The 21,994-nt window shown below is 62.8% G+C and carries 18 protein-coding genes; 7 read left to right on the forward strand and 11 right to left on the reverse strand.

The features are described 5' to 3' along the window. Positions 1–72: 72 nt before the first annotated feature. Genes JV241A_RS21490 through JV241A_RS21500 form a run of 3 tightly spaced genes read right to left on the reverse strand, consistent with a single transcriptional unit; the run spans position 73 to position 2,691 of the window. Positions 73–228: a DUF2474 domain-containing protein gene (locus tag JV241A_RS21490; protein WP_115088802.1), complete on the reverse strand. Its 156-nt coding sequence runs from the start codon at positions 226–228 to the stop codon at positions 73–75. Between the two features lie 12 nt (positions 229–240). Beyond that, entirely contained in the window at positions 241–1,248 is a 1,008-nt protein-coding gene (gene cydB / locus JV241A_RS21495; protein WP_115088803.1) for a cytochrome d ubiquinol oxidase subunit II, read from the reverse strand. A gap of 3 nt (positions 1,249–1,251) precedes the next feature. After that, complete coding sequence (locus JV241A_RS21500) at positions 1,252–2,691, reverse strand: cytochrome ubiquinol oxidase subunit I (protein ID WP_115088804.1); 1,440 nt, start codon at positions 2,689–2,691, stop codon at positions 1,252–1,254. Positions 2,692–3,052: 361 nt separating this feature from the next. Between JV241A_RS21500 and JV241A_RS21505 the strand changes: the two genes are divergently transcribed. Continuing rightward, a complete protein-coding gene (locus JV241A_RS21505) occupies positions 3,053–4,279 on the forward strand; it encodes an MFS transporter (RefSeq protein ID WP_134064368.1) in 1,227 nt (408 codons plus the stop codon). An 84-nt stretch (positions 4,280–4,363) separates the two neighbouring features. Here JV241A_RS21505 and JV241A_RS21510 read toward each other — a convergent pair whose 3' ends face one another. After that, entirely contained in the window at positions 4,364–4,912 is a 549-nt protein-coding gene (locus JV241A_RS21510) for a DJ-1 family glyoxalase III (RefSeq protein ID WP_115088806.1), read from the reverse strand. Between the two features lie 39 nt (positions 4,913–4,951). Then, a complete protein-coding gene (locus JV241A_RS21515; RefSeq protein WP_134064370.1) occupies positions 4,952–5,431 on the reverse strand; it encodes a GNAT family N-acetyltransferase in 480 nt (159 codons plus the stop codon). Positions 5,432–5,639: 208 nt separating this feature from the next. Between JV241A_RS21515 and JV241A_RS21520 the strand changes: the two genes are divergently transcribed. Both JV241A_RS21520 and trmA read left to right on the forward strand, forming a co-directional pair. Continuing rightward, positions 5,640–6,935 carry an NCS2 family permease gene (locus JV241A_RS21520; protein ID WP_115088809.1) on the forward strand — a complete coding sequence of 432 codons (1,296 nt, stop codon included), beginning with the start codon at positions 5,640–5,642 and terminating at the stop codon, positions 6,933–6,935. Continuing rightward, positions 6,932–8,017, forward strand: coding sequence for a tRNA (uridine(54)-C5)-methyltransferase TrmA (trmA, locus tag JV241A_RS21525; RefSeq protein ID WP_134064372.1), 1,086 nt, complete (start codon positions 6,932–6,934; stop codon positions 8,015–8,017). The genes JV241A_RS21520 and trmA overlap by 4 nt, the downstream gene beginning before the upstream one ends. Positions 8,018–8,085: 68 nt before the next feature. Here trmA and JV241A_RS21530 read toward each other — a convergent pair whose 3' ends face one another. Beyond that, positions 8,086–9,258, reverse strand: coding sequence for a nucleotide pyrophosphatase/phosphodiesterase family protein (locus JV241A_RS21530; protein WP_134064374.1), 1,173 nt, complete (start codon positions 9,256–9,258; stop codon positions 8,086–8,088). Between the two features lie 171 nt (positions 9,259–9,429). Here JV241A_RS21530 and JV241A_RS21535 point away from each other — a divergent pair, with 171 nt between their 5' ends. After that, complete coding sequence (locus tag JV241A_RS21535) at positions 9,430–10,290, forward strand: shikimate dehydrogenase (RefSeq protein ID WP_166675728.1); 861 nt, start codon at positions 9,430–9,432, stop codon at positions 10,288–10,290. A gap of 100 nt (positions 10,291–10,390) precedes the next feature. Here JV241A_RS21535 and JV241A_RS21540 read toward each other — a convergent pair whose 3' ends face one another. Next, entirely contained in the window at positions 10,391–11,059 is a 669-nt protein-coding gene (locus JV241A_RS21540; RefSeq protein WP_134064376.1) for a TetR/AcrR family transcriptional regulator, read from the reverse strand. Positions 11,060–11,136: 77 nt separating this feature from the next. Beyond that, positions 11,137–13,047 carry a 3-dehydroshikimate dehydratase QuiC gene (gene quiC, locus JV241A_RS21545; protein WP_115088817.1) on the reverse strand — a complete coding sequence of 637 codons (1,911 nt, stop codon included), beginning with the start codon at positions 13,045–13,047 and terminating at the stop codon, positions 11,137–11,139. A gap of 209 nt (positions 13,048–13,256) precedes the next feature. On the opposite strand from quiC, the gene JV241A_RS21550 reads away from it, so the two are divergent. Continuing rightward, positions 13,257–14,597, forward strand: coding sequence for an MFS transporter (locus tag JV241A_RS21550; RefSeq protein ID WP_134064378.1), 1,341 nt, complete (start codon positions 13,257–13,259; stop codon positions 14,595–14,597). On the opposite strand, the gene JV241A_RS21555 is transcribed toward JV241A_RS21550, so the two are convergent. From JV241A_RS21555 to JV241A_RS21565, 3 genes are all read right to left on the reverse strand, one after another. Then, positions 14,594–15,472 (reverse strand): DMT family transporter, encoded by an 879-nt coding sequence (locus tag JV241A_RS21555; protein WP_115088820.1) that lies wholly within the window; start codon positions 15,470–15,472, stop codon positions 14,594–14,596. The two genes, JV241A_RS21550 and JV241A_RS21555, sit on opposite strands and share 4 nt — an antisense overlap. Before the next feature lie 18 nt (positions 15,473–15,490). Next, entirely contained in the window at positions 15,491–16,297 is an 807-nt protein-coding gene (locus JV241A_RS21560) for a TIM barrel protein (RefSeq protein ID WP_134064380.1), read from the reverse strand. Positions 16,298–16,448: 151 nt separating this feature from the next. Next, positions 16,449–17,225 carry an IclR family transcriptional regulator gene (locus tag JV241A_RS21565; protein ID WP_115088824.1) on the reverse strand — a complete coding sequence of 259 codons (777 nt, stop codon included), beginning with the start codon at positions 17,223–17,225 and terminating at the stop codon, positions 16,449–16,451. A gap of 172 nt (positions 17,226–17,397) precedes the next feature. Here JV241A_RS21565 and JV241A_RS21570 point away from each other — a divergent pair, with 172 nt between their 5' ends. Together JV241A_RS21570 and JV241A_RS21575 are read left to right on the forward strand one after the other, a co-directional pair. Continuing rightward, positions 17,398–19,110 carry an FAD-dependent oxidoreductase gene (locus JV241A_RS21570; RefSeq protein WP_134064382.1) on the forward strand — a complete coding sequence of 571 codons (1,713 nt, stop codon included), beginning with the start codon at positions 17,398–17,400 and terminating at the stop codon, positions 19,108–19,110. 107 nt (positions 19,111–19,217) lie between these two features. Then, the gene (locus tag JV241A_RS21575) at positions 19,218–21,968 is read left to right on the forward strand and encodes a beta-eliminating lyase-related protein (protein WP_205125919.1); all 2,751 of its coding nucleotides are present in this window, start codon (positions 19,218–19,220) and stop codon (positions 21,966–21,968) included. The last annotated feature ends 26 nt before the right edge of the window (positions 21,969–21,994 follow it).

A 21,994-nucleotide genomic window follows, 5' to 3' on the forward strand; every position in this document is an offset into this window, starting at 1 on the left:
TAAAAAAACCCTCCGCAGCTGACGCTGCGAAGGGCTGTAAATCCGCCGCAAGGCGGGATGGGAAATAGCGTTTCAGTGCGTGCTCAGTCCGGCCGCACTCATGAACAGGCGCATCAGCCAGGCAACAATCGCCAGGCTCACCACGCTGCCCACCCAGATCAGCGCCAACCAGCCCAGGCGCTGCCAGAGCGGTTTTTTCTCTTCGTCAATCGTGCCTTTGCCAGTCATTGCCATGCTCCCCTAGTGGTAGCCATCTTCGTGGGTCACCTTGCCGCGGAACACGTAGTAGCTCCAGAAGGTGTAACCGAGGATGAACGGGATGATGAACAAGGTCCCGACCAGCATGAAGCCCTGGCTTTGCGGCGGCGCGGCAGCGTCCCAGATCGAGATCGACGGCGGGATGATGTTCGGCCACAGGCTGATGCCCAGGCCGCTGTAGCCAAGGAAGATCAACACCAGGGTCAGCAGGAACGGGGTGTAGTGAGCGTTACGCGCCACCGCCCGGAGCAAACCGTAAAGGGTCACCAGCACCAGGATCGGCACCGGCAGGAACCAGAACAGGTTGGGCAGGCTGAACCAGCGCTCGGCAATGTCCGGGTGGGCCAGCGGCGTCCAGATACTGACGATACCGGTCACCGCCAGCAGCACCAGGGCCAGCGGGCGCGCCAGGTCGTGCATCTGCAGTTGCAGCTTGCCTTCGGTCTTCATGATCAGCCAGGTGCAGCCGAGCAAGGCGTAGGCAACGATCAGGCCCAGGCCGCAGAACAGGCTGAACGGGGTCAGCCAGTCGAGGCTGCCGCCGGCGTAGCTGCGATCGACCACCTTGAAGCCTTCGATGAAGGCACCCAGGGCCACGCCCTGGAAGAAAGTCGCCGCGAGCGAGCCGCCGATGAACGCCTTATCCCACAGGTGACGCTTGGCCGCAGTGGCCTTGAAGCGGAACTCGAAGGCCACGCCACGGAAGATCAGCCCGATCAGCATCAGCATCAACGGCAGGTACAGCGCTGAAAGCACCACGGCGTAGGCCAGCGGGAAGGCGCCGAACAGCGCCGCACCACCGAGTACCAACCAGGTTTCGTTACCGTCCCAGACCGGGGCGACGGTGTTCATCATCACATCGCGGTCCTGCTCACCCTTGACGAAGGGGAAGAGGATGCCGATGCCGAGGTCGAAGCCGTCCATGACCACGTACATCATGATGCCGAAGATGATGATGATGGCCCAGATAAGCGGAAGATCAACACCCATGATTCAGTTCCCCTTGTTCAGGCTGGCGTGCTCGCCATTGTCATGATCGTCATCGGCGGCAGACAGCGGCCGTGCCGGGGTGCGTTGCTGGCCGGGGCCACCCGGGTTGGTCTCGTCGCCTTCACCGGTTTTCGGCCCTTTGCGCACCAGGCGCATCATGTAGCCCAGGCCGGTGCCGAACAGCGCGAAGTAGACCACCACGAACATCACCAGGGTCAGGCCGAGCTGGCCGTAGCTGTGGTTCGAGGCACCATCGGCGGTACGCATCAGGCCGTAGACCACCCAGGGCTGACGACCGATCTCGGTGGTGAACCAGCCGGCAAGAATCGCGATCAGGCCGGACGGGCCCATCCACAGGGTCAGGTAGAGGAACGGCCGCGAGCTGTAGAGCTTGTCGCTCTTGCGCAGCCACAGGCTCCAGAGGCCGACGAAGATCATCAACATGCCAAGGCCGACCATGACCCGGAACGACCAGAAGACGATGGTCGAGTTAGGTCGGTCTTCTTTCGGAAACTCCTTCATCGCTGGCACTTGCTTGTCCAGGCTGTGGGTCAGGATCAGGCTGCCCAGCGCCGGGATTTCCACTTTGAAGCGGGTGGTCTCGGCTTCCATGTCGGGGATGCCGAAGAGGATCAACGGGGTCGGTTCGCCCGGCACGTTTTCCCAGTGGCCTTCGATCGCGGCGATTTTCACCGGCTGGTGCTTAAGAGTGTTGAGGCCGTGGAAGTCGCCGATCACTGCCTGCACCGGCGCTACGATCAGGGCCATCCACATGGCCATCGACAGCATCTTGCGGATCGCCGGATTATCGCGGCCGCGCAACAGGTGCCAGGCGGCCGAAGCGCCGACGAAGAACGCGGTAGCAACAAAGGCGGCAGTAGCCATGTGTGCCAGGCGGTAGGGGAACGACGGGTTGAAGATCACCGCGAACCAGTCCACCGGCACAACCACGCCGTTGACGATTTCGTAGCCCTGCGGGGTCTGCATCCAGCTGTTGGAGGCGAGGATCCAGAAGGTCGAGATCAAGGTGCCGATGGCCACCATCACTGTGGCAAAGAAGTGCAGGCCACGGCCGACACGGTTCCAGCCAAAGAGCATGACGCCAAGGAAACCGGCCTCGAGGAAGAAGGCCGTGAGTACTTCATAGGTGAGCAGCGGCCCGGTGACGGAGCCGGCGAAATCGGAAAACTTGCTCCAGTTGGTACCGAACTGGTAGGCCATGACCAGGCCGGAGACCACCCCCATGCCGAAGTTGACGGCAAAGATTTTCGACCAGAAATGGTAAAGGTCACGGTAGACGCTGTTGTTGGTCTTCAGCCACAAGCCTTCGAGAACAGCCAGGTAGCTCGCCAGGCCGATGGTGATGGCCGGGAACAGGATGTGAAAGGACACGGTAAACGCGAACTGAATTCGGGCGAGATCTAGAGCCTCTAATCCGAACATAGTGCTTCCTCTGTCAGGTAATCCGGCGTCAGGCGGAGGCCTTGGCGCCAACTGCCCCCACGGTAGTTGAGTGCGGCAAGTTGGAATTGTTCTGTAAACATCACATCGCAGGGAATTCGGCCGTCTGGCCCTACCGTTGCAAATGAAACAATTGATCCAGATCAACGGTTGCCTGAAAGGATAGTCCTGAACGGGCTGCTCGCTTGTGTGGTTGATTGCCGCGTGACCGGTTGTCTCACCCCCTTTACCGCGCCCCAAAACAGTGCGCTTACCGCACAAACGCGGTATTCCTCGCAACCCGCTGTTACAAAGTGATGCTAATCTGCACCGCCGATCCGTTCGCCGAGGCTCTGTTTCGCCGATGTCAGACCCTGTTCTGCTGCTGCGTCATCACCGTCCCTTCCTGGCTTTCTGGCTGGCCCGGGTATTTACCGCCAGCGGCTTCCAGATGCTCACCGTGGCGATCGGCTGGCACCTCTATCAGTTGACCGGCAATGTCCTCGACCTGGGCCTGGTGGGCCTGGTGGAGTTCGCCCCGCGGGTGCTGTTCATGCTGCACACCGGGCACGTCGCCGACCGTTATGACCGGCGTCGGGTAGCCGCCCTGTGCCAGAGCGCCCAGGCCATGATCGCCCTGGTACTGGTACTTGCCAGCAGCACCAACAGTGTCAGCCGCGAGCTGATCTTCCTGTTGGCGTTTTTGCTCGGCAGCGCACGCTCCTTCGAGATGCCGGCGACTCAAGCGCTGCTGCCCAATGTGGTGCCTTCCGAGCTGTTCCCGCGCGCGGTGGCGGCATCGGCTTCGGCCATGCAGGCGGCAACCATCGTCGCGCCGGCGGTGGGCGGTTTTCTCTATGCCTTTGGCAGCGTCTGGGTCTATGGCCCGACGGTGGCGCTGTACCTGATTGCCTGTGTACTGACCCTGGGCCTGGTCTCGCGTCAGCAGCCGAGCAACCAGGGCCGTGCCAGTCTTGAATCACTGATGGCCGGAATTCGCTTTATCCGCAGCCGCCCGGACATTCTCGGCGCCATTTCCCTGGACCTGTTTGCCGTGCTGCTGGGCGGAGCCACTGCATTGCTGCCGGTGTTCGCCAAGGACATCCTGCTGACCGGCCCCTGGGGCCTGGGCCTGCTGCGTTCGGCGCCAGCGGTGGGCGCTTTGCTGATGTCGCTGTGGCTGGCGCGCTTCCCGGTGGAGCGCAAGGTCGGGCGGGTGATGTTCACCGCCGTGGGGGTGTTTGGTGTGGCGACCATCGCCTTTGGCCTGTCCACTTCGTTCTGGTTTTCCCTGGCCGTGCTGGCGGTGCTGGGTGCCGCCGACATGATCAGCATGGTGATTCGCGGCGCCTTCGTGCAACTGGAGACACCGGATGAGATGCGTGGCCGGGTGAGTGCGGTGAACGGATTGTTCATCGGTGCGTCGAACCAGCTCGGTGAGTTCGAGTCGGGGGTGACGGCGCACTGGTTCGGCACGGTGCCGGCGGTGGTGCTGGGCGGGGTCGGGACCCTGGTGGTGACCGGGGTGTGGATCAAGCTGTTCCCGACCTTGGCTGGACGCGATCATATGCAGAACAGGCCCGAGGATTGACCTCAGGGGCCTCATCGCTGGCAAGCCAGCTCCCACAAGTCCGGTGCATGCAAAACCTGTGGGAGCGGGCTTGCCCCGCGATAGTCACACCCGCAGCTCAGTTGCCACCCGCTTGCGCACCACCCTGCCCGCCAGTTGCTCGACCAATACCAAGGCAAACTCCAGCGCCGCCGCCGAGCCCTGCGCGGTGATGCAATTACCATCCACCACCACCGGCTGATCGACAAAACTGCACCCGGACAATCCCTGGCTGACAGCCGGATCACAGGTCATGCGCCGCTGGCGCAACACCCCGAAGGCCTGCAACGCCAAGGGCCCTTCGCCGATGGCGGCAAAAAACTTCCCGGTCTTGGCCTGGTCCTTCACCTGCTGCGCCAGCGGTTGGTGCGCAGCCATGTGCTGCGCGCCTTTTTCGCCCCCGGGCAACACGATTAGATCAAACGGCTGGGCCAGCAGATCCACCAGCATGCCGTCGGCGGTCAAGCGCGTGCCACGGGCACAGGTGAGCATCCGCCGGCCTTCGATACTGGCCACCACCACTTCCACCTTGGCCCGACGCAGCACGTCGATCAAGGTCACGCTTTGCAGGTCATCCACGCCTTCGGCGACTACGATCAGGGCTCTGTGGGTCATCAACTGCTCTCCGCCGGGGTATCTAACAAGCTTAGTCGCTCATAGCAGCAGGGTCAGTTGACACTCATGGCCCTTGCGCGCGCGGTAGCCGTCACCGCTGTCGACCCAGCCGGTGGCCCGGTAAAACGCCAGGGCGGTGTGGTTGCCCGGGTCCACCGACAGTTGCAAACAGCGCACGTCGGGCCACAAATCGCGCACCAGGCCCGGCAGCGCCTGCATGAAAAATCGCCCCAAGCCGCGGCCCTGCAGGCGCCGATCCACCTGCAAGGCATTGATTGTCGCGGCATCGGGCCGGGCCCAGGGCGCCAGGAACGCCCCACGCTGGAGCAGCAGGAAGGCGCTCGGCACATTATTCACCAGCAGCGCCACGCCGCGCAGGTCAGGGCTGTCGGTACTCAGCAGGATGTACAGCGCGCTGGCCATATCGCCGGCAAAGTGCTGTTGTTCGGGCCGCACCTGGATATCGATCAGTTGCTCGCGCTGGGCCGGGGTGAGGTCGCGGTAGTCGGTCAGTTGCACAGCATGGTCAACTCGGGATGGGGGGAACGGCGCAGAACCTGCAGATATCTGCAGTGTATCGCGACATTAATTACCGCTGCCCGAGCATGCTGGTATGATGCGCGGCTTTTTTCCGACCCAGGGAAAAACCACAGTCTCCCGGTACAGTCTGTGCTTTGCTAACTGGGTCGATACATTCACGGCGCCGGGAGCGCCACGGGGAGCAGGCATGCTGGAAAGGCTGTTTCAACTAAAAGCACACGACACCAATGTCCGCACCGAGATTCTCGCGGGCGTGACCACCTTCCTGGCCATGGCCTACATCCTGTTCGTCAACCCGAGCATCCTCGGCGAGACCGGCATGGACAAGGGTGCGCTGTTCGTCGCCACCTGCCTGGCCGCAGCCATCGGCTCGACCACCATGGGCCTGATCGCCAACTACCCGATCGCCCTGGCACCGGGCATGGGCCTGAACGCCTTCTTCACCTACACCGTGGTCCTGCACATGGGCCACACCTGGCAGGTGGCATTGGGCGCGGTGTTCATCTCGGCGGTGTGCTTCTTCCTGCTGTCGATCTTTCGCATCCGTGAATGGATCGTCAACAGCATCCCGTTGCCGCTGCGTTCGGCAATCGCCGCCGGTATCGGCCTGTTCCTGGCACTGATCGCCCTGCACAACGCCGGCATTGTGGTCGATAACCAGGCCACCCTGGTGGGCCTCGGCGACCTCAAGAAGCCAGCGCCGATCCTTGCCACCCTGGGCTTCTTCCTGATCGTCGCGCTGGAGGCCATGAAGGTCCGTGGCGCGGTGCTGATCGGCATCCTGGCGGTGACCGTGGCCTCGATCGCCCTGGGCGTCACCCCGTTCAACGGCGTAGTGTCGATGCCGCCGTCGCTGGCACCGACCTTCCTGCAGCTGGACATCAAGGGCGCGCTGGACGTCGGCCTGATCAGCGTGATCTTCGCGTTCCTGTTCGTCGACCTGTTCGACAACTCCGGCACCCTGATCGGCGTCGCCAAGCGCGCCGGCCTGATGCGCAAGGACGGCCACATGCCGAAGATGGGACGTGCGCTGATCGCCGACAGTACTGCGGCCATGGCCGGTTCCCTGCTGGGCACCTCGACCACCACCAGCTACATCGAATCCGCCGCGGGCGTGAGCGCCGGTGGCCGCACCGGCCTGACCGCCATCGTGGTGGCCATCCTGTTCCTGCTGGCGCTGTTCTTCGCGCCGCTGGCCGGCAGCGTGCCAGCCTTCGCCACGGCACCTGCGCTGTTGTTCGTCGCCGTGTTGATGGCTTCGGGCCTGGCTGAAATAAACTGGGACGACATTACCGAAGCCGCGCCGGTGGTGGTTACCGCCCTGGCCATGCCGCTGACCTACTCGATCGCCAACGGCATCGCCTTCGGTTTCATTGCCTGGACCGCGATCAAGCTGCTCTCCGGCCGTGCCCGTGACCTCAACGCGGCGCTGGTGATCCTCTCGATCCTGTTCGTCATCAAGCTGGGCTGGTTCAACGCATGAGTGCTGTCTTCGACCCTTCGACCTACACCCAGCAGCTCGACGCCAAGGTCGCGCGCCTGCGCGAGCTGCTGGCGCCATTCGCGGCTCCCGAGCCTGCAGTGTTCGACTCGCCGCGCGAGCACTATCGCCTGCGTGCAGAGTTTCGCCTGTGGCGTGAAAACGAGCAGCGCTTCTACGCAATGTTCGCCCCGGGCGAGAAGTACACGCCGATCCTGATCGAAGACTTCCCGATTGCCAGCCAGCAGATCAACGACCTGATGCCGCGGCTCAAGGCCGCCTGGCAGGCCAGTTCGGCGCTGAGTTTCAAGCTGTTCCAGGTGGAGTTCCTCACCACCCTGGCAGGCGATGCGATGATCACCCTGTGCTACCACCGTCCACTGGACGAGCACTGGGAAGCCGCGGCGCAGCAACTGGCCAGCGACCTGGGCGTGAGCATCATCGGCCGCTCCAAGGGCAAGCGCGTGGTGATCGGCCGCGATTACGCGGTCGAAGAACTGCAGATTGCAGGACGCACCTTCCGCTACCGCCAGCCTGAAGGCGCCTTCACCCAGCCTAACGGCGCGGTCAACCAGAAGATGCTCAACTGGGCCTATGAGGCCCTGGGCGAGCGCCAGGACGACCTGCTCGAGCTGTACTGCGGCAACGGCAACTTCACCCTGCCGCTGGCCACCCGGCTACGCAAGGTGCTGGCCACCGAGATCAGCAAGACTTCGGTGAATGCCGCCCTGCACAACCTCGACGACAACGCTGTGGATAACGTGCGCCTGGTGCGCCTGTCGGCTGAAGAGCTGACCGAAGCGCTGAACGAAGTGCGCCCGTTCCGCCGCCTGGAAGGTATCGACCTGAAGAGTTACCAGTTCGGCAGTGTGTTCGTCGACCCGCCGCGCGCCGGCATGGACCCGGACACTTGTGAACTGACCCGGCGCTTCGACAATATCCTGTACATCTCCTGCAACCCGGAAACCCTGGCGGCGAATATCGCCCAGTTGCACGACACCCATCGCATCGAGCGTTGCGCGTTGTTCGACCAGTTTCCGTATACCCATCACATGGAGAGTGGGGTGTTGCTGGTTCGGCGTTGAAGCTATCGCGGGTCAAGCCCGCTCCCACAGGTTTTGTGGGAGCGGGCTTGACCCGCGATCAGGGCCCTTCAGCCCTTCCCCGAACACATCAACAACGGCACCAGCTGATCCTCATCGGTCAACGCCCCATGGTGCCCCCGCCACTGACTGGCGTGCTTCTCCACCTCGCTGCGAATGATCCCGCCGGCCCCGCTCGGGACCACGATCAGATCGCCAATCCGCGCTTCAGCCTGGCTCAGCAACACATCGCCGAACAGCCCCTTGGCAATTGCCTGGGCCTTGCTCAATATCCGGTATTGATCCCCGAGACGATTCTGCCAACGCTCGTGTACACGATCCTGCTGGTGCTCATGGGTGTACAGGTAGCGCGCGCGGATATCTCCGGCCATCGCCCGCACGCCCTCCTGCAGCACCGGATCCTGGTCAAAGTCACGCACCTGTTCGCTGTCCAGCGCCAGCATGCCGTGGTCGGCAATCACCATCAGCCGCGCCTGCTCGGGCAAACGGCGGGCGATGGCCTGGGCCAGCTGGTCGGCAATCTGCAGTTGCTTGAGCCAGCCCTCGGAGCCGGGGCCGAACAAGTGTCCGGCAAAGTCCAGGTCACCGAAATAGGCAAAACAGAACGCCGGCTCCGGCACCGCCAGGGCGGCATTGACCAGTTCCGGATAGGCGTCATAGGCCGGCGCAGGGAGAATCCTGCCAGCCTTGTAGATCGCCCGAGTGAAGTCGGAACTGGCATAGCGCCCGAGCATCACCGTGCTGATGGCGATGCCCTGCGCGGCGGCCTGGCTCCAGGCATCGGCAGGCACGATAAAGCTCTCCGGCAGCGGCGCGATGCTGGGCTGCGCCTCGACCTGCAGAGGCGACGTGGTCCACGACAGCGGCGACAGTTCGGTCTGCTCATCCAGGGCGAAGCCGCAGCCAACGATGCCGTGGGCGCCGCTGCCCAGCCCTGAGGTCACCGAGGCCAGGCTGGTCGCGGTGGTGGCCGGAAAACCCACCTTGAAGTGGCTGTCCGGCTGCATCAATGAGGCAAGAAACGGTGCATGCCAGGCATGGGCCTGCAGCAGGTTCCAGCCCAGGCCATCGATCAGCATCAGGCAAGTGCTGCGCGAATGATCAAGGCGAAAGGCATTGCGAAAACCATGGCCACCCAGGGCCGCGAAGATCGACTGGGTCAGGTTGGCCAAGCCTGGCCAGGTTTCACCCAGCGACTGCAGGTCGTTGATCGGCGTTGCCATGTCTCCCTCCGTGGTCAGGTACAAAGCAACAGGTGTAGCACAGGCTGTGCGATCAGCGCACAGAAAACACGCCTGCGACCTTGCGGCCAATTGACCAAATTAACCATTCGGTACATTTTCTAACTGAATCACTCCCATCCCATCACCAAGAACAACAATGGAGTTTTCAGCATGAGTTTGGCCCCCTCCTCCGGCATTCTCGCCGGCCTTATCGGCGCCGGCATCCAGGCCTCGCGCACCCCGGCGCTGCACGAGCGCGAAGGCGCCGCGCAAGGCCTGAATTACCTGTACCGGCTGATCGACCTGGACCAGCTCAAACTCGACAGCAGCGCCCTCGAAGAGCTGCTGACAGCAGCTGAGTACATGGGCTTCACCGGCCTGAACATCACTTTCCCATGCAAACAGGCGATCCTGCCGCTGCTCAACGAGCTGTCGCCGCAAGCCCAGGGCATCGGCGCGGTCAACACCGTGGTGCTCAAGGATGGCAAGCGCATCGGCCACAACACCGACTGCCTGGGCTTTGCCGAAGGCTTTCGCCGTGGCCTGGCCGATGCGGCGCGCCGTCAGGTAGTGCAGATGGGCGCTGGCGGCGCAGGGGCTGCAGTGGCCCATGCGCTACTGGAAGAAGGCGTCGAACAGCTGACGGTATTCGATGTAGAGCTGGCCCGGGCCCAGGCCCTTGTGGATAACCTCAACCAGCACTTTCCAGGTAGCCGGGCCAGGGTCGGCCATGACCTGCGAAGCGCCATGGCCAGCGCCGACGGCCTGGTCAACACCACGCCCATGGGCATGGCCAAGCTGCCGGGCATGCCGGTGCCCAAGGCGTTGCTGCGATCGGATCTGTGGGTGGCGGAGATCGTTTATTTCCCGCTGGAAACCGAGCTGCTATGCGCAGCCCGGGCCCTGGGTTGCCGCACCCTGAGCGGGGCAAACATGGCGGTGTTCCAGGCGGTGAAGGCGTTTGAACTGTTCAGCGGAGTGAAGCCGGATGCGGCGCGGATGATCGAGCACTTCAACAGCCTGGGTGACTGAAAAGCATCGCCGGCAACGCCGGCTCCCACAATGGATCTGCATGCGCCGCAACTGTGGGAGCTGGCTTGCCAGCGATGGGCCGCAAAGCGGCCCCGGATCCTCAGGCCTGCAAGAACCTCAGCACCGCCTCGCAAATCATTTGCCGATGCCGTTCCTTGACCGCCTTGTCCTCGAAATCCACCTGGAAGATCTCGCCAAAGGTATGCCGGTTCGATACCCGGTAGAAACAGAACGAGCTGATCAACAGGTGCACATCCAGCGCCTCCAGCCCCTGGCGGAACACTCCTGCACCAGCCCCGCGCTTGAGCACTTCGTCCAGCGCCGTGAGCACGGTCTTGTTCATCGAGCGGATGGCCGACGAGCGCTTGACGTACTCGCCGTGGTGCATGTTCTCGTTGCAGACGATGCGCACGAAGTCGACGTTGCGATCATGGTGATCAAAGGTGAACTCCACCAGCCGGCGGATGCCCAGGCGCGGCTCGAGCTCGGCCAGGTGCAGGTTGCTTTCGGTACTGCGGATATCGCCGTAGAGCTTCTCCAGCACCTCGACGTACAACTGCTCCTTGCTGTTGAAGTAGTAGTAGATCATGCGCTTGGAGGTTTGCGTGCGCTCGGCGATCGCATCGACCCGGGCGCCGGCCAGCCCCTGCTGGACGAATTCGCTGATCGCCGCCTGGAGAATATTCTCGCGGGTCTTTTCCGGGTTGTTCTTGCGGCCCTTGCGCGGCGCGGGTTCAGGGGCTGCGCAGAGTGCTGGGGTAGTCGTCATACGGGACTCATGGCCATCGGTTAACCCGGCAATTATGAGCCCCGGGTGCTGAGTAAGGAAGCCTCGCAGCCTGTGCCCTACAACTTGGCCTGCGCTGGCGAGCCGGCGCGCGCCTTGGCCATCGCGGCCAGCCGCACGGCGACGTTGGCCGCGCCATAGCCACTGTAGCCGTTACGCCGTTGCAGTACCTCGAAGAAGAAGCGCTCCTCGAACGGCTCGGTGTACACATGAAACAGCTCACCGCCCTGGGCATCGCGGTCGTAAAGCACGTTGTAGTAGGCCAGCTCGCTGAGGAACTCGTCGTCGAAATCAAAACGCGCGGCAAGGTCGTCGTAATAGTTGAGCGGGATGTCGAGCAAGGCCACGCCAGCTTCCTTGGCCTGTTTGACCGCGGTAAAAATATCCTCGCAATCAAACGCGATGTGGTGCACGCCCGAACCGCGGTAATGCGACAAGGCATGGGCAATCGCCGTGTTGCGGTTTTCCGAAATGTTCAGCGGCAGGCGGATGGTGCTGCAGCGGCTGCGCAAGGCGCGGCTCTTGACCAGGCCGTAGGGGTCGGGCAACACCACTTCGTCATCGGCGCTGAAGTCCAGCACGCTCTTGTAGAACAGCGCCCAGCTGTCCAGGCCGTCGGCCGGCAAGGCCAGGGCCATATGATCGATGCGGGTCAAGCCGAGGCTGCTGCCCGCTTGCTGCTGCACACTGAAGTCGGTGTCGTAGATGGTCCGGCCCTGGGCGTCCTGATCCACCAGGTAGATCAGGCTGCCATCCGGTGCGCGCACCGCCGCCAGCTCGCGCTCGTTGGGGCCGACCAGGCCACGGTAGGGCTGGCCATGGTAGGCCACGGCACGGGCCAGGGCCTGGGCGCTGTCCTTGACCCGGATCGCCGTGGCGCACAGCGACGGGCCATGGCTTTCGAAAAAGTTGTGGGCGAACGAATAGGGTTCGGCGTTGAGGATCAGGTTGATGTCGCCCTGACGCAGCAGGCTGACATTCTTCGAACGATGCACGCCGGCGCGGGTAAAGCCCAGGCACTCCAGCCAGTTGCCCAGCTTGGCACCCAGGGCGTCGTCGACGGCAAATTCGAGGAACTCGATACCGTCATAGGCACTGGCAGGCGGTGGGGCGAACAACAGGTCGTCGCTGGCCGGCGCTACGCGGTCTTGCTCCAGGCGCTGACGGGTCTTCTCTTCCAGGTACAACAGCGAGCGCAATCCATCGGCGGCATTGGCCCGTGGCGGCGCGGCGCGGAAGCCATCGTTGAAGATTTCCAGCGACAGCGGGCCGCTGTAACCGCTGGCCAGGATCGGCGCCAGAAACCCCGGCAGGTCAAACTCGCCCTGCCCCGGGAAGCAGCGAAAATGCCGGCTCCACTCCAGCACGTCCATGGCCAGGATCGGCGCGTCGGCCATCTGCACGAAGAAGATCTTGTCCCCCGGCACCTGGGCGATGGCCCGTGGGTCGCCCTTGAGCGACAGGGTGTGGAAACTGTCGAGGATCATCCCGAGGCTGGCATGGTCGGCGGTTTTGACAATGTCCCAGACCTGCTCCCAGGTATTCACATGGCGGCCCCAGGCCAGGGCTTCGTAACCGATGCGCAGGCCACGGGCACCGGCGCGCTCGGCCAGCAGGCGCAGGTCGTCCACCAGCAGCTGGCGCTCACCGAGGGAATCGGCGGCGACGTTGCTGCACACCAGCACCAGATCGGTGCCCAGCTCCTGCATCAGATCGAATTTGCGCTCGGCCCGTTCCAGGTTGCGCGCCAGGCGATCGCGGCGGCAGCCCTCGAAATCGCGAAACGGCTGGAACAGGGTAATTGCCAGACCCAGGTCGGCGCAGCGCTGGCGAATTTCGCGCGGACTGCCGGCGTAGTACAGCAGGTCATTCTCGAAGATCTCGACCCCGTCGAAGCCTGCGGCGGCGATGGCTTCGAGTTTTTCTGGCAAAGTACCGCTCAAGGATACGGTGGCGATCGAACGCTGCATTATTCTGGCTCCGATGGGCAGGCAAAAACCGGTGGAGGAATTATTGGCGTTGGCCAATTTTTGCTCAATGCAAAAGGTACGAACTAGTTAGTTTTGTGTTCGATTATCGCCCAAAATAGCGTTCAGCGAATTGACCCTTTTTTGACCACGGGCGCACCATTTCAACACCAAGGCTTGACCCATAAACATAAAAATACGGGTAACCCGCGATGATCCACACTCAATCCACCCGCATGGCCCAGCCCCTGGGCAGTACTCCGCACGCCGGCATCGGCGACAAGTTGCGTGGCGCCATGGCCGTCGGCAAGACCCGCTGGGTCATGCTCGCCCTGGTGTTCTTCGCCACCACCTTGAACTACATCGACCGCGCCGCCCTCGGGGTGATGCAGCCGATCCTGGCCAAGGAAATGAGCTGGACGGCGATGGATTACGCCAACATCAACTTCTGGTTCCAGGTCGGCTACGCCATCGGCTTCGTGCTCCAGGGCCGCTTGATCGACCGGGTCGGGGTCAAACGCGTGTTCTTCTGCGCCGTGCTGCTCTGGAGCCTGGCCACCGGCGCTCACGGTCTGGCCACCTCGGCGGTGGGCTTCATGGTCTGCCGGTTCATTCTTGGCCTGACCGAAGCGGCCAACTACCCGGCCTGCGTCAAGACCACCCGCTTGTGGTTCCCGGCCGGTGAACGGGCAGTGGCCACTGGCATCTTCAACGCCGGTACCAACGTCGGCGCCATGTTCACACCGATGCTGCTGCCGTTGATCCTCACCGTGTGGGGCTGGCAAGCGGCGTTCATGGGCATGGGCGCGCTGGGCCTGGTGTGGGTGGTGTTCTGGGGCCTGAAATACTTCAACCCCGAAGACCACCCGACCGTCAGCAAGGAAGAGCTGGCCTACGTGCAAGGCGAAGCAGAAGCGGATCAGGCTCGCGTGCCGTTCTCACGCATCCTGCGCATGCGCGGCACCTGGGCCTTCGCCCTGGCTTACTCGGTGACCGCGCCGGTGTTCTGGTTCTACCTGTACTGGCTGCCGCCGTTCCTCAACCAGCAATACAGCCTGGGCATCAGCGTGACGCAGATGGGCATCCCGCTGATCGTCATCTACCTGAGTGCGGATTTCGGCAGTGTCGGCGGCGGCATTCTCTCGTCGTTCCTGATTGGCCGCGGCATGGCCCCGGTCAAGGCGCGGCTGCTGTCGATGCTGTTGTTTGCCACCACCATCATCGGCGTGATCTTCGCCGCTGGCGCCAGCAGCCTGTGGGTCGCGGTACTGGCGATTTCCCTGGCGATCGCCGCGCACCAGGCCTGGACCGCCAACATCTGGAGCCTGGTGATGGACTACACGCCCAAGCACATGATGAGCACGGTGTTCGGTTTCGGCGGCATGTGCGCGGCCATCGGCGGCATGTTCATGACCCAGTTGGTGGGTTATATCCTCACCACCACCAACAACAATTACACCCTGCTGTTCACCATGATCCCGGCCATGTACTTCATCGCCCTGACCTGGATGTACTTCATGGCCCCGCGCAAGGTGCCGACAGTCGAGGCCTAACGACGCCGCTGCAGCCAGGCGGCGCCCAGGCCGCTCAGGCAGATCAAGGCAATCCCCACCAGCCCGGCCATGTCCGGGCTGTGTCCGAACAGCACCAGGCCGAGAATCCCGGCGAACACGATCTGACAGTAACTGAACGGCGCCAGCATGGCCGGCGGCGCATGGCGGAAGGCCTGGGTCAGGAACAGGTGTGCGGTCATCCCGCAGGTGCCCAGGGCCACTGCCATCAGGCCGTGGATCAAACTTGGAGTCTGCCAGAACATCGGCACCACGGCGCTCATCACCAGGGTGTTGAGCAGGCCGGTGAAGAAGTTGCTGGTGGTCGGGCTGTCGGTGCCGCTGAGCTTGCGCGTCAGCAACTGGTAGAAGCAAAAGCACAAGGCCGAACCGAACGGCAACAACACCGCCGGGGTGAACAACGCCCCACCTGGATGAATGATCACCGTCACCCCGACGAAACTCACCAGCACCGCCACCCACTGCCCGCGCGTGACCTTCTCGCCCAGCAGCGGCAGCGACAGCGCAGTGACCAGCAAGGGGGCAAGGAAGTTGACCGCAGTCGCCTCGGCCAGCGGTATGTACTGCAAGGCCGTGGTGAACAACAGGCTGGTGCCCAGCAGGCATAGCGCGCGCAAGGTCTGCAGCCCCGGCCTTCGCGTACGCAGCACGCGCAGGCCCGACTGCGGCAGGAAGATCACCATCATCAGCAGGGTGTGCACCAGATAGCGCGCCCACACCACCCAGAGAATCGGATAGAACCCCGCCAGGTACTTGGACAAGGCGTCGTGGCTGGCGAACAGCAAGGTCGCCAGAACCACCAGGGCAATGCCCTTGAGCGGTTGGCTGACAGCGTCGAGCGCAGTGGGACGGGGCATCGGTAAAGGCTCGCGGGTTCAGAGTTGACGGAGCAGCTGACAGGTCTTGTCCAGGGCCATCTGCGCCCGCTGCAAGGCACTCAGGCCCTGGTCGCGGACGGGGATTTCCAGGCTCAGCGCGATGTTCTGCGGCAGGCTACGCAACAAGCCGGGCAAGTCGCAATTGCCATCACCGGGAAAGCGCCGCTCGTTGCGCGCCTGGCGCAGGATCTCGGCCATGTCGTCCGGACGCGGACCGGCCACGTCACACAACTGTGCATAGCGTAGCCGCGAGGGCGGCACCTGGCGCAACTCGTCCAGCGATGAAGCCGAGCGGTCGAAGTGAAAGGCATCGACCAGCACCCCGCCATTGTCGCGTCCGGCTTGCTCGACGATACGCCTGGCCTGAGTGAGGTTCTTCGCATCGGTCCAGGGCATGAATTCCAGGTGCGGGTGCAGGCCGTACTGCCCGGCCAAATCGCACAGCGCGGCGAAGTTGTCGGTCTGGCGCTGCTCGTCGGGGTCATTGCCGGCGACCAGCAGCTCACTGGCGCCGAATTCCGCGCCCACTGCCAGCAGCGCTTCGAAGTCGGCGACAAGGGTGTCGGGCTTGAGCCGCAGGATCTCCACATCCAGCACCTTGATGCCGGTGTCACGCAAGCGCGCAGCGGTCTGCCGACGCAGGCCGGCGTCGGCCACCAGCGGGAAGTGATGCTCCTCGGCCGTGGCCGGCTCCAGACGCAAGCCGACATGGCTGTAACCGGCGCGAGCGGCGACCTCGACCATTTCCACCGGCGACAGCTCGAGTACCGTCAGGGCGGCGAGGGACATCACGCGTTGAGTCATTGTTGTTGTCTCGGCGAGTTGAATTTGGAAATATTTAGAACTTAGTTCCAATTTCAATGCAAGCAAAAAAACGACACCCATCGCTGGCAAGCCAGCTCCCACAGGTTCGGTGTATGCAGTACCTGTGGGAGCTGGCTTGCCAGCGATGCTTTTAAACGAACAACTCGGACGCAGGACTCGCCGCCGACAACTCCGCCACCGCCGCCAGCAACACCGGCGCCAGCTCGTGCATGCGCGCCTCGCTCATCCGTGCACTGGGACCGGCGACGCTGAGCACCCCCAGCGCGTGGCCGTCGAGCGGGTGACGCACTACTGCCGCCAATGCCGAAGTACCCACCGCCGAACTTTCCACCACCCAGGCATAACCATGCTCGCGGGCAATACGCAGGCGTTCGAGCAGCTCGGCATTGGATTTCGGCGCATTGGGGCCGAACTCCGCCGGGTCGGCAATCCCCTGGCGCTCCACCAGCAACAAAGCCTGGGCATCACTCAGGCTGGACAGCCAGGCATGCCCGGAGGCGGTGTAGAACAACGGCGCATCACGGCCCATGTCGGGGTCGTAACGCAAGCCGGAACGGGCGCCCTGGGCCTTGGCGATCCAGGTCTGACGCTCGCCGTCGATCACCCCCAGGCGCACCAGTTCGCCAGTCTGCTGCGCCAGTTGCTCGAGGATCGGCTGGACAATATCGGCGCCACTACTGGCCAGGTAGCGAAAGCCCATGGCCACCAGGCGAGTGCTCAGGTGATAGCGGCTGCTCTCGGCATTCTGGCGCACATAGCCCAGGCGCATCAGCTCGGCGAGCATGCGGTGGGTGGCGCTCTTGGGGATGTCCAGCTCTTCGGCCAGGGTCTGCAGGGGCAGCCCGCGCGGGGCGCTGGTAAGGCGTTCGAGAAGGTTGAACGCGCGTTCGATCTGACTGCCGGCCATGGTCATGGTCCCTGAAATTTGTGCCGATTCTAAAGAGCCCCGGCGAAAGCGCAAATCACTGTCCGATCTTCGCCCACTTTGTCGTGGCACGCCTTGGCTGAGCGATCTCTCGAACCATAGAATATGGAATCAAGTTCCAAAATATAACAAAACTTGTTGGAGGATACTGCTCATGCCCGTCGACACCCCGCTGGTCGAATGCGATGTACTGGTCATCGGTTCCGGCGCCGCCGGACTGGCCGCTGCGGTGACTGCCGCCTGGCATGGTGAAAAAGTCATCGTGGTCGAAAAAGACCCGGTGTTCGGCGGTGCCACGGCCTGGTCCGGCGGCTGGATGTGGGTGCCGTGCAACCCGCTGGCACAGCGCGCCGGGATCATCGAAGAGCGCGCCCAGCCGCGCAGCTACCTGGAGCATGAACTGGGCGAGCGTTTCGATGCGCCAATGATCGATGCGTTCCTGGAAGCTGCGCCCAACATGGTGTCGTTCTTCGAGCGCCATACCCAACTGCAATTTGCCGACGGCAACGGCATTGCCGACATTCACGGCAACACCCCCGGCGCCGGCACCGGCGGGCGTTCGGTGATTGCGGCGCCTTACGACGGACGCCAGGTGGGTAAGAAGCTGCTCAAGCGCCTGCGCAAAACCCTGCGCGAAACCTCGTTCATGGGCATGCCGATCATGGCCGGCAAGGACCTCGGTGCCTTCCTCACCCTCACCCGTTCCTGGCGTTCACTAATGCACGTGAGCAAGCGTTTAAGCCGCCACCTGCTCGACCTGGCGATCCACGGCCGAGCCCTGCAACTGGTCAATGGCGTAGCGCTGGTTGCGCGATTGGCCAAATCGGCTGAAGACCTTGGCGTGTTGCTCTGGGAGTCAGCAGCGGCTCGCCAGTTGATCCAGGATCAGGGCCGGGTAAGCGGTGCCGTTATTGAAACCACCCGCGGGCCGATCCGCATCCATGCCCGCAAGGCCGTGGTACTGGCCGCCGGCGGCTTTGCCAATGACGTCGAACGGCGCAAGGCGCTGTTCCCGCGAACACCCACCGGCCACGAGCACCTGGCCCTGCCGCCGCTGGGCGCCAACGGTGACGGCCTGCGCCTGGGCGAAAGCGTTGGCGGCCAGGTTGCCGATGACTTGCACAGCCCGGTGGCCTGGGCGCCGGTGTCGCGGGTGCCGCACACGGACGGCAGCATTGGGCATTTCCCGCACATCATCGATCGGGCCAAGCCCGGCATCATCGGCGTGCTCGCCGACGGCAAGCGCTTCGTCAACGAGGCCGACGGCTACTACGACTACGTCAGCGCCATGGTCGCCCAGGCGCCCGGGGACAAGGTCGAGTCGTGGCTGATCTGCAGCCATGCCTTCCAGCGTCGTTATGGCCTGGGCATCTCGCGGCCGTTTCCTTTACCGGTGCAGCCGTTGATCAATTCCGGCTACCTGAAAACCGGCGATAGCCTCGAAGCCCTGGCGCGGGCCTGCGGGATTGACGCTCAGGGCCTGGTCGCGACGGTCGCCGAGTACAACCTGCATGCCCGCAACGGCGAAGACCCGCAGTTCGGGCGCGGCTCCACGCCTTACAACCGCAAACAGGGTGATGCCCTGCACGGGCCCAATCCGTGCGTGGCGCCGATCGAACAGGGGCCGTTCTATGCGGTGAAAGTCGAACCGGGCTGCTTCGGCACCTTTGCCGGGCTCAGGACCAACGCCCATGCGCAGGTACTGGACGAGCAGCGGCAGGCGATTGCCGGGCTGTATGCGGTGGGCACTGACATGGCCAGCATTATGGGCGGGCACTACCCGGCGGGCGGGATCAATCTGGGGCCGGCGGCGACGTTCGGCTATATCGCCGGGCGGCATATTGCCGGGGTGACAGATTACGAGTAAGGCGTACCTTGCAGCATGGCATCCCAGGGAAAGCAGACAGGCTGCTCACGATTATCCGCCACGCCAATACTTCACGGCCCCGGCGACCGTTCAAAAGGAATTGAATCGTGAACAACCTGACCCTACCCGATGGCGACGCAAAGCCAATCGATCAACTGTTTTCCTGTACCACTGCCCGCGTTGACTTGTGGCGTGAGCTCAACGCCCTGTGTCGCCGCTGGCGCAACTGCAAAGATCAGCCCGCTAGCGCGAAGGTCCAGCAGCAATGCCTTGCCCAACTCGAGCAGCTTGCGCAATTGGAGGCTTACCAGGCCTACCCGGGCCCTCGCCTGCTGGCCCTGCTGGTCGAACGCGTAGCAGCGGGCAATGGCATCGGAGCCCTGCATCTGGCTCAGCGCATCAGCAGTTCGCTGCTCGACCGCAGTTACAAGCAAGACGCAAACGACTGGGAGGCCAGCGAAGACCTGCCCGACGCACCCGCGCCCCGTAGTTTCGCCGCTGCGTCCGCACATCGTCCGTATTTCGAAACACTGATTGTCAGCCCCGCGCCAATCTCGACATGGCCGCAGCACCTTCAGGCCATTCGCCAGTTGCGCCGCCACCAGGACCCCTTCATCTACGAGCCCGTCATGACCGGCTCCTTTGAGGATGCGTTGCTCGCGGTGATACTCAACGTCAACCTGCAAGCGGTCGTGATCTACGAAGGTTTCGCTTTTACATCGAGCTGTCGCGCCGCCTGGGTGCGTGAGCTGCTGGCCCCACACCTGGGCAACAGCCCGGACGACGAAGACTCCACGAACCTGGCCTTGCCACTGGCCCGAGCGATCAAGTCCATCAGGCCGGAGCTCGATATCCTGCTGCTCAGCGATCGTCAGGTTGAGCGAATTGCCGGTGATGAAGACTACGCGTTCATCAGCCGGGTGTTCTACGAAGTCGAGGAGCCGCTGGAGATCCACCTGAGCCTGCTGCAAGGCGTTGCAAAACGCTATGAAACGCCGTTTTTCAACAACCTGAAACACTATGCTCAACGTCCTATCGGCACCTTCCATGCGCTGCCCATTGCCCGCGGAAAATCGATATTCAAGTCGAACTGGATCCGCGACATGGGCGAGTTCTACGGCATCAACCTGTTTCTGGCCGAAAGCTCCGCCACCACGGGGGGGCTCGACAGCCTGCTAGAGCCCACCGGCAACATCAAAAAGGCCCAGGACCGGGCAGCCCATGCGTTCGGCGCACAGCAGGCGTTTTTCGTCACCAATGGCACCTCGACCTCGAACAAGATCGTTGAACAAGCCCTGCTTGCGCCCAGTGACATTGTGATTGTCGATCGCAACTGCCACAAGTCACACCACTACGCCATGGTTCTGACCGGCGCCTACCCGCTGTATGTCGAAGCCTACCCGCTGCCCCGATACTCGATGTACGGCGCAGTGCCACTGAGCGCTATCAAGCAAGCGCTACTCGACCTGAAAAAGGAAGGAAAGCTGCATCGGGTCAAACTGCTGGTGTTGACCAACTGCACCTTCGATGGTCATGTCTACAACACCTTCCGGGTCATGGAAGAATGTCTGGCGATCAAACCGGACCTGGCCTTTCTCTGGGATGAAGCCTGGTTTGGCTTTGCACGCTTTTCACCCCTGCTGCGTCGTCGAACCGGCATGGGCGCCGCCGCACAACTCAAGCAGGCGCTCAGTTGCCCGCAGTACCGGCACGCCTTCGAATGCCAGCGCGAACGACTGCAAGCGCTTGCTGCCGATGACCCTGCGCTGCTGCAGGAGCACCTGCTGATGGACCCGGACACCACCCGCGTGCGCGTCTACCAGACCAACTCCACCCATAAGTCTATGTCGGCGCTGCGCCAGGGCTCGATGATCCTGGTCGACGATCAGGACTTCCATCACGTCGAAGCATCGTTCCGCGAGGCGGTATTTACCCACACGTCCACCTCCCCCAATCAGCAAATCATTGCTTCCCTTGATGTTGCCCGTCGGCAAATGGAGCTGGAAGGCTATGAACTGGTGATGTCGGCAACCCAGTTGGCCTTCGACATCCGTCGAGAGGTCAGCCGCCACCCGCTAATATCAAAGTATTTCAAGATACTCACGATCGAGGACCTGGTGCCAACGGTCTATCGGGCTTCAGGGCTGCAGGATTACCTGGCCAAGGGTACTGCGTGGTCCACCGTCGTCGATGCCCTGAACACCGATGAAGTCGCCCTGGACCCTACCCGCCTGACGCTGGTCTGTGGCCATGCAGGCTTTGACGGCACCACGTTCAAGAACTTGCTGACCAACCGCTACGATGTTCAGTTGAACAAGACCTCTCGCAACAGCGTGCTGCTGCAAACCAACATCAACAACACTCGCAGTGACGTAGCACACCTGATCCGGGTGCTGGTACGAATCAGCCGCGAACTGGAGGATCGCCTGCGCACCAGTGATGGCAAACTGCGGGACACCTTCAATGCCCGAGTCCAGTCACTCATGGAAGATGTGCCGGACCTGCCCGACTTCAGCTGTTTCTACCCCGCTTTTCGTGAGTCGGCGAACAGCAGTACGGCAGAAGGAGACATTCGTAGTGCTTACTACAAAGCCTACGACAGCGCAGCGTGCGAGCATATTCGTCTGTTCGACAAAACCATCGACGAACGCCTGGAAAACGGCCCGCCGCTGATCTCGGCAAACTTCGTGATCCCCTATCCGCCGGGGTTTCCAATCCTGGTACCGGGGCAGGTGATCACTGCTGAAACGCTCTCGTTCATGCGCAAGCTCGATGTGAAAGAGATTCATGGCTACAACGCCGATGAAGGCTTGAAACTGTTGAAGTCCGAATCCATCGGCGTTACGACACCACGCTGATCAGAACAAAAAGCCCGCCAATGGCG

Source organism: Pseudomonas sp. JV241A (assembly GCF_900275665.1).
GTDB classification, from domain to species: domain Bacteria; phylum Pseudomonadota; class Gammaproteobacteria; order Pseudomonadales; family Pseudomonadaceae; genus Aquipseudomonas; species Aquipseudomonas wadenswilerensis.

Coding starts and splice junctions, on each gene's coding strand:
- JV241A_RS21490 (WP_115088802.1), bottom strand. CDS start 228: ATGACTGGCAAAGGCACGATTGACGAAGAGAAAAAACCGCTCTGGCAG.
- cydB (WP_115088803.1), bottom strand. CDS start 1,248: ATGGGTGTTGATCTTCCGCTTATCTGGGCCATCATCATCATCTTCGGC.
- JV241A_RS21500 (WP_115088804.1), bottom strand. CDS start 2,691: ATGTTCGGATTAGAGGCTCTAGATCTCGCCCGAATTCAGTTCGCGTTT.
- JV241A_RS21505 (WP_134064368.1), top strand. CDS start 3,053: ATGTCAGACCCTGTTCTGCTGCTGCGTCATCACCGTCCCTTCCTGGCT.
- JV241A_RS21510 (WP_115088806.1), bottom strand. CDS start 4,912: ATGACCCACAGAGCCCTGATCGTAGTCGCCGAAGGCGTGGATGACCTG.
- JV241A_RS21520 (WP_115088809.1), top strand. CDS start 5,640: ATGCTGGAAAGGCTGTTTCAACTAAAAGCACACGACACCAATGTCCGC.
- trmA (WP_134064372.1), top strand. CDS start 6,932: ATGAGTGCTGTCTTCGACCCTTCGACCTACACCCAGCAGCTCGACGCC.
- JV241A_RS21530 (WP_134064374.1), bottom strand. CDS start 9,258: ATGGCAACGCCGATCAACGACCTGCAGTCGCTGGGTGAAACCTGGCCA.
- JV241A_RS21535 (WP_166675728.1), top strand. CDS start 9,430: ATGAGTTTGGCCCCCTCCTCCGGCATTCTCGCCGGCCTTATCGGCGCC.
- JV241A_RS21540 (WP_134064376.1), bottom strand. CDS start 11,059: ATGACGACTACCCCAGCACTCTGCGCAGCCCCTGAACCCGCGCCGCGC.
- quiC (WP_115088817.1), bottom strand. CDS start 13,047: ATGCAGCGTTCGATCGCCACCGTATCCTTGAGCGGTACTTTGCCAGAA.
- JV241A_RS21550 (WP_134064378.1), top strand. CDS start 13,257: ATGATCCACACTCAATCCACCCGCATGGCCCAGCCCCTGGGCAGTACT.
- JV241A_RS21555 (WP_115088820.1), bottom strand. CDS start 15,472: ATGCCCCGTCCCACTGCGCTCGACGCTGTCAGCCAACCGCTCAAGGGC.
- JV241A_RS21560 (WP_134064380.1), bottom strand. CDS start 16,297: ATGACTCAACGCGTGATGTCCCTCGCCGCCCTGACGGTACTCGAGCTG.
- JV241A_RS21565 (WP_115088824.1), bottom strand. CDS start 17,225: ATGGCCGGCAGTCAGATCGAACGCGCGTTCAACCTTCTCGAACGCCTT.
- JV241A_RS21570 (WP_134064382.1), top strand. CDS start 17,398: ATGCCCGTCGACACCCCGCTGGTCGAATGCGATGTACTGGTCATCGGT.